At 65.9% G+C, this 11,338-nt stretch carries 6 protein-coding genes and 2 pseudogenes; 7 read left to right on the top strand and 1 reads right to left on the bottom strand.

Translation table 11 applies throughout. The features are described from left to right. Positions 1-230 precede the first annotated feature (230 nt). Positions 231-515: pseudogene (locus tag ACFVJQ_RS42050) on the bottom strand (beta-galactosidase); the annotation flags it as partial. A 109-nt stretch (positions 516-624) separates the two neighbouring features. Between ACFVJQ_RS42050 and ACFVJQ_RS42045 the strand changes: the two are divergent. The 7 genes and pseudogenes from ACFVJQ_RS42045 to ACFVJQ_RS42015 form a co-directional block, all read left to right on the top strand. After that, positions 625-771, top strand: a pseudogene (locus tag ACFVJQ_RS42045) (IS5/IS1182 family transposase); the annotation flags it as partial. Between the two features lie 262 nt (positions 772-1,033). Next, positions 1,034-2,344, top strand: coding sequence for an ABC transporter substrate-binding protein (locus ACFVJQ_RS42040; protein ID WP_385790998.1), 1,311 nt, complete (start codon positions 1,034-1,036; stop codon positions 2,342-2,344). After that, positions 2,341-3,366 carry a carbohydrate ABC transporter permease gene (locus ACFVJQ_RS42035; protein WP_385515415.1) on the top strand — a complete coding sequence of 342 codons (1,026 nt, stop codon included), beginning with the start codon at positions 2,341-2,343 and terminating at the stop codon, positions 3,364-3,366. The genes ACFVJQ_RS42040 and ACFVJQ_RS42035 overlap by 4 nt, the downstream gene beginning before the upstream one ends. After that, positions 3,363-4,253 (top strand): carbohydrate ABC transporter permease, encoded by an 891-nt coding sequence (locus ACFVJQ_RS42030; protein WP_385790997.1) that lies wholly within the window; start codon positions 3,363-3,365, stop codon positions 4,251-4,253. The genes ACFVJQ_RS42035 and ACFVJQ_RS42030 overlap by 4 nt, the downstream gene beginning before the upstream one ends. Positions 4,254-4,889: 636 nt before the next feature. Then, positions 4,890-6,374, top strand: coding sequence for an RICIN domain-containing protein (locus ACFVJQ_RS42025; protein ID WP_385790999.1), 1,485 nt, complete (start codon positions 4,890-4,892; stop codon positions 6,372-6,374). Positions 6,375-6,753: 379 nt separating this feature from the next. Further along, entirely contained in the window at positions 6,754-9,249 is a 2,496-nt protein-coding gene (locus ACFVJQ_RS42020) for a ricin-type beta-trefoil lectin domain protein (protein WP_385790996.1), read from the top strand. A 422-nt stretch (positions 9,250-9,671) separates the two neighbouring features. Then, a complete protein-coding gene (locus ACFVJQ_RS42015) occupies positions 9,672-11,330 on the top strand; it encodes an RICIN domain-containing protein (RefSeq protein ID WP_385515412.1) in 1,659 nt (552 codons plus the stop codon). Positions 11,331-11,338 lie beyond the last annotated feature (8 nt).

The following is an 11,338-nucleotide window of genomic DNA, read 5'->3' as shown; positions in this document are numbered from 1 at the left end:
CCGGCCGGTCATTCGCCAACCGCGAGGACATCGACCAGGCCACCACCCTGGCGACCGACCAGCTCAACTCCCGTGCCAACCCCTGGATCTGGGCAAGTCGGCCCCGCCAACCCGCCAACTACGGCGCCGATATGTGTACACCCCTTTGAGGAACTCAGCACTAGGACAGAGCGCGGCAGGGACGTTGGGGTAGCGGGGTAGTGAGGTTTCCCGAGTCACCCCAAGACCGGATCGCTGGTCCGGATCCGCCCGGGCACCCACCAGGGCAGCCCGCCGTTGTCCCGCTCGGCGTAACTGTAGGGGCCGGGGCGGACGATCGCGTGGAGCCCGGCCCGTTTCGATTCGGTGAGGAAGGAGTCCAGTTCGTCGAGGCGGGTGAAGGCGCCGGCCCGGGGCTCGTGGTAGTTCCAGGGGACGTAGGTCTCCACGGTGTTCAGTCCCATGGCGCGCAGCATCTCCAGTCGATGCCGCACATGCCCCGGATGGACGCGGAAATAGTGCAGCGCCCCCGACAGGGAGCCTTTCCAACTTGGTGGTCGAGCAGGCCAGTTGGCCTGACAGACAGGTGAAGCCCCTGGTAGATGGGTTTTCGACCAAGAAATCCGTCTCCGCCAAAGGCTTCGTGTGCTTGTCTACCCGTCCGCCGTCGACGTGTCCAACTCCGCCCCTCGCTTCCTGTCCGCCAAGCTGCGCCGGCACCGCCGGGAACTCGGCACCCGATGGCGGCGCCTGAGCGCTGGCCGCCAGGCCCTGCTCGCTCTCGCCCATCTCGATGTGCGGCGCAGGCGCATTCGCGCCATGGAAGCGCACCCATCGCGTCGGCCTGCGGGAATCCTGCAACTGGCGCCCAGGGAAAGCGATTTCCCCAGGTCATCGGTTTTCGTAGGGGTCGCAAAAAGGGGTGCGTACCTCTTGACGTTCGGTGGACCGAACCGCTCTGATGGGGCCACTGTTCGATCTCGTTTGTTTCTGATCGATCTCGTGTCATGCGGTCTGGATTCCGATGACCGCTGCTCTGCCCCAGGAGTCGTGAATGCAACTTTCTTCCTCTGGTCTCTCCTCTCCCGGCCCCGCTCGCCGCACGCTGCTGCGGGGGGCGGGCGGGGCGGTTGCGCTAGGCGCCGGCCTCCCCCTGCTGAGCGCCTGCGGCGGCAGCGGCACGGCCAGTGACCCGAAGACCGTCACGGTCGGCTCCAACGCGTCGGACGCTGTGCCGAAGAAGGCGTTCGCGGACATCTACGCGGCCTACAAGAAGAAGTCCGGCATCACGGTCGACGTGAACACCAAGGACCACAACACCTTCCAGGAGCAGATCAACTCCTATCTGCAGGGCACGCCGGACGACGTGTTCCACTGGTTCGCCGGCTACCGGATGCAGTTCTTCGCGGCCAAGGGCCTGACCACGCCGATCGACGACGTGTGGAAGACCATCGGGGGCAACTTCCCCGTCGCGATGAAGGTGCTCAGCCAAGGTGAGGACGGCAAGTACTACTTCGTGCCGCTGTACACCTACCCCTGGGCGATCTTCTACCGGAAGAGCGTCTTCAAGCAGTACGGTTACGAAGTCCCCACCACCTGGGACGACTTCGTAGCTCTGTGCGGGCAGATGAAGAAGGACGGGCTCGTCCCGATCGCCTTCGGCGACAAGGACGCCTGGCCCGCGATGGGCACCTTCGACCAGATCAACTTCCGCGCCAACGGCTACGATTTCCACGTCGAGCTGATGGCCGGCAGGGCGTCCTGGACCGACGCCAAGGTGCGCAAGACCTTCGACCTGTGGACGGAGATCCTCCCCTACCACCAGGAGGGCGCCGTCGGCCGGACATGGCAGGACGCCGCCCAGACCCTGGCCTCGAAGAAGGCGGGCATGTACCTGCTGGGAACCTTCGTGGCCCAGCAGTTCACCGACAAGGCCGCCCTGGACGACCTCGACTTCTTCGCCTTCCCGGAGATCAACTCGGCGTACGGCCAGGACACCGTCGAGGCGCCGACCGACGGCTTCATGCTCTCCAAGGCCCCGAAGAACAAGGCCGGTGCCGTCAAGCTGCTGGAGTACCTGGGCACGCCGGAGGCCGAGGCGCTCTACCTCAAGTCCGACCCGAGTGTCGTCGCCGCTTCCAGGACGGCGGACACCTCCTCATACACCCCGCTGCAGAAGAAGGCGTACGACATGATCTCCGGCGCCAAGTCCCTGACCCAGTTCATGGACCGTGACTCCCGCCCGGACTTCACCTCCACGGTGATGCAGCCCGCGCTGCAGAAGTTCATCCGTGATCCCAAGGGCGTCGACAGCCTGCTGTCCTCCATCGAACGCCAGAAGAAGACGATCTTCACCGCCTCATGACTGTCACGCGGAACACCGGGACCGGGACCGGAATCACCAGCACCCCGGGGGCGACGAATCCCACGCCCCCGCCCCCGGGGCACTCGGAGACGACATTGGCAAAGGGAAGGGGCGAGCAGGTGCCCCAGGGGCACCGCCGTCTGCTGACCCGCCGCGACCGGCTCACTCTCGGTCTGATGGCGGGTCTGCCGACGATCCTGCACATCGCCCTGGTGTGGGTCACCGCGCTCGCCTCGATCGCGTTGGCCTTCACCACCTGGGACGGCATCGGCTTCGACTCGATCAAGTGGGTCGGGCTGGACAACTTCAGGGAACTGTTCACCAACAACCCGCAGTTCTGGCCCGCCGTCCAGCACAACGTCGTCTGGCTCGCCGTTCTGATCCTCATACCCATGCCGCTGGGGATGTTCCTGGCGGTACAGCTGGACAAGAAGATCCGGTTCAGCAGGGTCTACCAGACGGCCTTCTTCCTGCCCGTAGTGATGTCGTTCGCCGTCATCGGCTTCGTCTGGCAGCTCGTCTACAACCCCGACACCGGCCTGATCAACAGCCTCATCGGAGCCAACAAGCCCGGCCACTACATCGACTGGATCGGCGACCCCGACCTGAACCTCTGGGCCGTGCTGGTTGCCGCCTCCTGGCGGCACACCGGCTACCTCATGATCCTTTACCTGGCCGGCCTGAAGGGCGTCGACCCCGCGCTGCGGGAAGCCTCCGCGCTCGACGGCGCGAACGAATGGCAGACGTTCAAGAACGTCATCTTCCCCACCCTGCGGTCCACCAACACCATCGTCCTGGTCGTCACCATCATCGAGGCGCTGCGCGCCTTCGACCTGGTCTTCGTCTTCAACAAGGGCGCCGAAGGCACCGAGTTGCTCTCGATCCTCGTGACCAACAACATCATCGGCGAGTCCAGCCGCATCGGATACGGCTCCGCGATCGCGGTCGTCCTGCTGCTGATCTCCCTCGCCGTGATCATCCCGTACCTGGTGGCCACCTTTCGGAAGGAGCGGCGATCGTGAGCGCCTCCACCGCCGCGCTCAGCAAGCAGCGCACCCCCCTGCGCCCGGCCCGGATCCTGCTGCACGTCTTCCTCGCCGGCACCGCACTGGCCTGGCTCGCCCCGCTGCTCTGGGCGATCCTCGCGGCCCTGCGCCCGTACGGGGAGACCAGCACCAAGGGCTACGTGTCCTGGCCCGACAAACTGAGCCTCGACAATTTCACCAACGCCTTCCAGCAGTCGGACATGCTGCACTACTTCGGCACCACGCTGCTGATCGCCGTGCCGGCGGTGTTGCTGACGCTGTTCCTGTCCTCGATGGTCGCGTTCTACGTCGCCCGCTTTGACTTCCGTCTCAACCTGGCGCTGCTGCTGGTCTTCACCGCGGGCAACCTGCTGCCGCAGCAGGTCATCATCACCCCGCTGTACCGGATGTACCTGCTGATCGACCTGCCCGGCATCACGATGAGCGGCAAGCTGTACGACTCCGCGCTGGGTCTGGTGCTGATCCACGTCGCCTTCCAGTCCGGCTTCTGCGCCTTCGTACTCAGCAACTACATGCGCACGCTGCCGCACGAGCTGACCGAGGCCGCTCTGGTGGACGGTGCCTCGGTGTGGCGGCAGTACTGGCAGATCGTGCTGCCGCTGTGCCGTCCGGCGATGGCCGCCCTGGCGACGCTGCTGTCCATCTGGATCTACAACGACTTCTTCTGGGCCATCGTCCTGATCTCCACCGGCGAGAACATGCCGATCACCTCGGCGCTCAACAACCTCTCCGGCCAGTACTTCACCGACCCCAACCTGATCGCCGCCGGCGCCCTGCTCACCGCGATCCCCACCCTGATCGTCTACTTCGTGCTGCAACGCCAGTTCGTCAGCGGGCTCACCCTCGGCGCCAACAAGGGCTGATCGCCGGCCCGCGCCGCCCCCGTCCCACTCCCATCCTCCTGGAGCCGGTATTGAGCACAGAGCGGCAGCTGTCCCTCCCCGGCACGAACGCACACGCCCCACCACACCCGTCCCGATCAAGAACAGGAGACTCCGGACCGTTGCATGCCGACCTCTGCTGCAGGTGCAACCGCTGGACGGACGCCCCCATTTCCGTGGGCTTCATCCAGCGGTCGAGCGCCCCCGACCGGGTGCTCTCCGTCTGCCAGGACTGCGTCCCCCGTTTCACCTGAGCCCCTCGCGCAGCCGACGAACCCCATCCGTCCCGCACCAGCAGCCGCCGGCGGGGCGGGGGGCGATGACGGCCTTGCCGACTGCGATGACGACGGCCTCGCCAGACTCCTGCCGGGCTGCCGTCGAACACCTCGGGGAAGTCCGCTGACCGGGACTCGGCCGAAGGCCGACAGCGGACGCACCTCACTTCCAATCCCTCGATCTTGGCCCCACCCGCACATCATGTGAGCCCCTGACCAGGGTGGGGTCAACCCTCATTCCCGATCAAGCCCAGCACAGATCGACGAATGGGACCAAGAGCCGCCCGAGGGCGGGTGCGACTCGCCTTGCTGAACCCGCCCTCCTGTTCACGAAGGAGCAATGATGCTCAGACGTGTTCTCACGCCACTGCTGGCCGCCTGCGCCAGCTTGCTCGCACTACTGGTGGTCGCGCCGCCCGCCCAGGCCGCCCCGGTCACCCTGGACAACCCCAACGATTTCATCGGGACCAATGGCGACCCCGTCGACGCACACGGCGGCGGGATGATCAAGCACACCGATGGCTACTACTACTGGTTCGGGGAGAACCGCCACCCGAACTACACCTTCAAGGCCGTCTCCGTCTACAAGTCGGCCGACCTGAAGACGTGGGAGTGGGTAGGCGATGCCCTCAACCAGGCGAGCGATCCCGAGCTGAAGTCCGCCAAGATCGAGCGTCCCAAGGTGATCTACAACAGCACCACCAAGAAGTTCGTCATGTGGATGCACAAGGAGAACGCCACGGACTACGTCGAGTCGAGGGCCGCCGTCGCCGTCTCCGACAAGATCGAGGGTCCCTATGAATATCTGGGCAGCTTCCGGCCGCCGAACGGCAACGACACCACCCAGACCACTGAGTCCCGGGACATGACGCTGTACGTGGACAAGAACGCGGACGGAAGTGAGACCGCCTACCACGTAACGGCCACCCAGAACAACGCCGACCTGCGCATCTACAAGCTCAACGCCGACTTCACCGCGTACGCCGACAATCCGTTGGTCGCCAACCCCTGGCCGGGCCAGAAGAGGGAGGCCCCGGCGCTGTTCAAACGTGACGGTGTCTACTTCATGCTGACCTCCGGCCTCAGCGGCTGGAATCCCAACCAGCAGATGTACGCCACCGCCGCCGGCATCGCCGGCCCCTGGTCGGAGATGAAGGAGGTCGGTGACGGCATCGGCTACAACTCCCAGACCACGTTCGTCCTGCCCATCGAGGGCACGTCGGGCAACACCTCGTTCCTGTACATGGGCGACCGGTGGGCCGGCGCCGAGATGAACGGGGAGGGCCCGGTCAACGACTCCACGTACGTCTGGCTGCCGTTGACCTTCCCGACCAGGACCACCATGAACCTGCCCTGGTACCCCAAGGTCGAGATTGACGCGGCGGCGGGGACGGTCAAGGGCGTGGGCGGCGGCCCCTACTACAACCTCGTGGCCCGGCACAGCGACAAGTGCGTCGACGTCCAGGACAACTCCGCCGCCGACAACGGCCACGTCGTCCAATACGCCTGCAACGGCGGCCTCAACCAGCAGTGGCGTCTGGAGGACGCGGGCGACGGCTACTACCGCATCCTCGCCCAGCACAGCGGCAAGTGCCTGGATGTCGAAGGTGGTTCCACCGCAAAGGCCTTCGTCAACCAGTACAAGTGCGGCAGCGGCCAGAACCAGCAATGGAAGTTCGAGGACCAGGGCAACGGCTACTACCGCCTGGTAGCCCGGCACAGCGGACTCTGCTTGGACGTCACAGAGGGCTCCGCCGAGGATGTCCGCCTCATCCAGTACAAGTGCGGAACCGGCACCAACCAGCAGTTCAAGCGGCTCACCGCCTGACCCCCTGGACCGACGCGGTTGTGCACACCGCCCGACGCGGGGGCCGGGCCGACCCCGGACCGGCCCCCGCGTCGGCCGCCCCCCCGCCTGCATCGCGCCTTGCGAATGTCCATGTACGGCTTCGGTTTGTCCATGGTCGAGCCCGTGGGCCGTGCTCATGCCTCTGGCCGTGCAAGACGCCCAGGTAAATCCGGACCCACCACTGTGAGCCGTACGAGTGCCAGTCCTGCCACAGACGGCTGCACCGCCCCGGCCCGAACCCTCGCTCATCCCCCTTGCCGTCAGTGGACAACTGCCATCACGGCGCCGCGCCGCCGCCGGGGGCCAGGGCATCGGGGCGGGTGCGCATCCCAACCCCTCGAAGTCGTAAGGAGCCAGCGTGCTTCGAATATCCCGGGGCCGTTATGCCCTGTTCGCAGTTATGGCGATGATACTGAGCGTGATATCCGGGGTGGCGACTCCCCGCGCGTACGCCGCAGTCTCGACATCGATCACCGTCGACGGCACCAAGCCGGGCCGGGTGTTCGACGGAGCCGGCGCGATCAGTGGAGGTGGAGGGAACACTCGACTGCTGATCGACTATCCCGAACGGCAGCGCAACGAGATCCTCGACTACTTGTTCAAGCCCGGCGCCGGCGCCTCGCTGCAGGCACTCAAGCTTGAGATCGGAGGGGACACCAACTCCACCGACGGCGCCGAACCCAGCCACGAGCACACCAGAGGCAAGGTGGACTGCGACGCCGGCTATGAGTGGTGGCTGGCCCGCGAGGCCCAGGCCCGAAACCCGAACATCACGTTCTCCGCCCTGGCTTGGGGCGCACCGGGCTGGGTCGGCGGCGGGGACTTCTGGACCAAGGACACGATCGACTACCTGATGCGCTGGATGGACTGCGCAAAGCAGAACAACCTGGAGATCGACTATCTCGGCGGCTGGAACGAGCGGGGGTGGAAAGCCTGGTGGTTCGTCGACCTCAAGAACGCCCTCAAGTCGAAGGGCTACGCGACCAAGGTCGTGGCAGCTGAGCACAACTGGGATGTAGTCGACGAGATGGAGAGCAACGCGGCGTTCCGGGAGGCGGTGGACGTCATCGGCGTGCACTACCCGTGCGGCTACTCGGGTTCGGGAGCCATCGGCAACAACCACGCGACCACCGCCTGCCCCGAGTACAACACAACAAATCTCTGGTCCGACTGGAACCGCAACCAAAAGGCCCAGAACATGGGGAAGCAACTGTGGGCCAGTGAGAACGGATCGCAGGACACCGAGGCGGGCGCCGCGAACGTGGCGCGGGCTCTCAACCGGGACTACATCGACGGTCGGATGACCGCGTACTACAACTGGCCGCTGATGGGTGCGCTCTACCCGAACACCTACTTCGCCTTCAATGGGCTCGTCTCGGCCAACCAGCCCTGGTCGGGCCACTACCGGGTCGGCAAGACCGCCTGGGTCATGGCCCACACGACACAGTTCACGGAGGTCGGATGGCGGTACCAGGATTCCGCCAGTGGCTATCTGGGTGGTGACCGTTCCAACGGCAGCTATGTGACGCTGCGAGCACCCGAGGGTGGCAACTACAGCACGATCATCGAGACGACGCAGGCCACCGCCCCACAGACTCTGGACGTCCAGGTCACCGGCGGGCTGTCGACGGGTCAGGTTCACGTGTGGGCCACGAACGTCGACACGAACTCGGACAGTTCGTACGGTGATGACAACTTTGCGCACACCACCGATGTCACCCCCTCCGACGGCAAGTACACCGTGACACTGCAGCCCGGTCGCGTCTACACGCTGACCACGAAGGCCGGGGGAGGCAAGGCCGCGACGACAGCGCCGGCGGTCGACTCGCTGAGCCTGCCGCAGTACAACGACTTCGAGACGCCGGGCATCACCGAGTCTCCGAAGTACTTCACGGACATGAACGGCGCCTTCGAGACCATGACCTGCGGTGGCGGACGCGGGGGCACGTGCCTGCGTCAGATGGCCACGGCAAAGCCGATTCGCTGGACCGAGGAGAAGTACTACGCGCCGTACACCTTCATGGGCGACGACGCGTGGAGCAACTACACCGTCAGTGCGGACGCCATGCTGGAACAACCCGGCGCAGTGGAACTCCTTGGCCGCGTGGGCATGCAGGGCAGGAACAACAGCGGCCTGGAGGCGTACCGTCTGCGGGTGAGCGACACGGGTGCCTGGTCGATCCTCAAGAGCGACAAGGAGTCGAACTTCACCACCCTGAAGAGCGGCACCACAGCGGCCCTCGGCACCAACCGCTGGCACTCAGTCGCCCTGACCATGCAGGGATCGACCATCACCGCCAAGGTCGACGGCAGAGTCCTGGGCAGCGTCACCGACTCGACCTACGCTCACGGCCGCGCCGGCCTGGGCACGGTCGACTCCGTCGACGCGACGGCGGTCAGCGGATACGAGACGCAGCAGTTCGACGCCTTCTCGGTCGCGCCCGGGACCGATCCGACCCCCAAGCGTGTCGGCGCCATCCCTTCGGGCATCGCCGACATGTGCCTGGATCTCCCCGAAGGCAAGCTCGAGAATGCAGCTCGGGTGAAGACCTACCAGTGCAACAACAGTTTCGCGCAGACCTGGACCTACAACCCGGCCGACGACACGATCAGGATCGGCGGCACCTTCTGTCTGGATGTCCCCAGGAAGGCCACGACGAACGGCACCAAGGTCGAGATCTACACCTGCAACGGTGGATACAACCATAAGTGGACGCAGCTGGCCGACGGCAGCCTCCGCGCCACACAGTCCGGCCGATGCCTGGACGTCCCGGAGTTCGCCACCAGCCCTGTCGAGGTTGAGATCTACACCTGCAACGGCGGCAACAACCAGAAGTGGAAGCTCCCCGTCTAGGAAGCTGGCGGAGATCCCCTGTCATCCAGGGGATCTCCGCCCCGCATCGACTCCTCCAACAGCGGCATCCACCCCTGCCGCTGCCCGGAACCTGGCCGAGGAACGCGCCCGTCTCATCGACACCTTCGGTCGGCGGCTGACGGTCGTCCGCGGCCACGCACCGAAGGCGGCATGGCGGTGAGCGCCCCTGACTCCGTCACCGACCCGCCCCGCACAGCCGACCCCGCTGACCGGATGGACGAGCGGCACACGACCCTCAATCCCCGCCGACGGCAAGTCCGTTTGGTTCGCCAGCCCCCACCCTGCCCACTGAACCCCGCTCTTTCGAGCTCCGTGGTCCCGGTGCAAGTGGTGGACTGCCGGACCTTCGGATGCCCCGCGCCGCGCCCCTCACCACGCAAAGACCCAAGAAAGAGGTTCTCATGCGAATAACAAGACGTCTCGCGGTCCCGGTCGGCCTGGGCCTCGCGGCATGCGCCCTGACCGGGACCGGCGCTACGGCCCACGCGGCCTCGGCAGCCCCCGTCTCCGGCACCGTCTACACCCTGACGAACGTCGCGAGCAAAAAGCTGATGGACGTCAAACTCGCCTCGACCGCCCCCGGCGCACCCGTCATCCAATACACGTCGAACAACGGGGCCAACCAGCAATGGTTGCTGACCCGGACCAGCTCCGGCGCCTACACGGTCAGGAGCGCCAACAGCGGCCTGTGTCTGGACACCCCTGCCCCGCAGAGCGAAACTCCGCAGCTCGTCCAGAACACCTGCGACGGCGCCAGCGACCAGCAATGGAAGCTCCAGCCCGCCAGCGACGCCTACCACCTTGTCAACGCCGCCAACGGCCTGGTCGTCGACAACAAGGAGTCGTTGGACAAAGACGAAAACGAGATCATCCAGTGGACGCCCAATGGAGGCGACAACCAGCGCTGGACCCTGACCCCGGTCTCGGCCCCGCTCACACGGGTCGGCACCTACACCGCCGGCCTGATGAAAAACGGTGAATCGTTCACCGACAAGAGCATCCGCATGGTCGCACACGCCACCGTCGCAGGGTCCGAGCTCCGCGTCCGACTCAGTAACCGCTACGGCACCGGACCGCTGACCATCGACGCCGTCGACCTCGCCAAGGAAGGCAGCACCCCCGGCACCGCCGTTCCCGGCACCCATCGCACCGTCCTCTTCAACAAGAGGGCCTCCGTCACCATCCCCGCCGGGCAGGACGTCGCCAGCGACCCGATCCCGATGGCCGTGGCCGCGGACACGAACCAGCTCGTGAGCCTCCACGTGTCGGGCACGTCCCCCGCCGCCACTTGGCACCATGAGGCACAGCAGCAGGCCTGGGTCGCCTCCGGCAACCACGTCGCCGACGACGGCCTCGGCAACTACCCGACGAACAAGTCGTCCTGGTACTTCCTCGAAGGCCTGGACGTCATCTCCTCGACCGCCACCGGAACCGTGGTGTGCGTCGGGGACTCCATCACCGACGGCGTCGGTTCCACTTGGGGTGCCAACCGCCGCTGGCCCGACTACCTCGCCCGGCGCATGCACTCCGCTTCCGGCGGCCCCACCCTCGGCGTCGTGAACGCCGGCATCGGCTCCAACCGGATACTGACAGACGCCTGGTCGACCAACCCAAGCCTCAAGAGCCGGTTCGGCCGGGACGTGCTCGGCCAGCCCAACGTCAAAAGCGTGATCCTGCTGGAGGGCATCAACGACATCGGCAGCAACGCCGGCCCGAACGGATCCAGCCCTGTGACCGCCGCGGATCTGCAGAACGGCATGAAGACCGTGATCGACCAAGCCCACGCCGTCGGCGTGAAGATCATCGGCGGCACGATCCTGCCTTACGCGGGGGCCCAGTACTACACGCCCGAGGGCGAGCAGGTCCGCCAAGCCGTCAACCAATGGATCCGCACCAGTGGCGCCTTCGACGGCGTCATCGACTTCGACAAGGCCATGCAGGATCCCCGCAACCCTCAGGCCCTCAATCCCGCCTACGACAGCGGCGACCACCTGCACCCCAACGACGCCGGCTATCAGGCGATGGCCAACGCCGTGAACCTCGCCCAGCTCACGCCGTAAGTCAGCGT

Source organism: Streptomyces sp. NPDC127197, from assembly GCF_042672405.1.
Classification (GTDB): domain Bacteria; phylum Actinomycetota; class Actinomycetes; order Streptomycetales; family Streptomycetaceae; genus Streptomyces; species Streptomyces flavusporus.
This window is presented reverse-complemented; position numbering and strand designations above follow the sequence as displayed.

Excerpts from the sequence above, each read along its gene's own strand:
- ACFVJQ_RS42040 (WP_385790998.1), top strand. The coding sequence starts at position 1,034 with ATGCAACTTTCTTCCTCTGGTCTCTCCTCTCCCGGCCCCGCTCGCCGC.
- ACFVJQ_RS42035 (WP_385515415.1), top strand. The coding sequence starts at position 2,341 with ATGACTGTCACGCGGAACACCGGGACCGGGACCGGAATCACCAGCACC.
- ACFVJQ_RS42025 (WP_385790999.1), top strand. The coding sequence starts at position 4,890 with ATGCTCAGACGTGTTCTCACGCCACTGCTGGCCGCCTGCGCCAGCTTG.
- ACFVJQ_RS42015 (WP_385515412.1), top strand. The coding sequence starts at position 9,672 with ATGCGAATAACAAGACGTCTCGCGGTCCCGGTCGGCCTGGGCCTCGCG.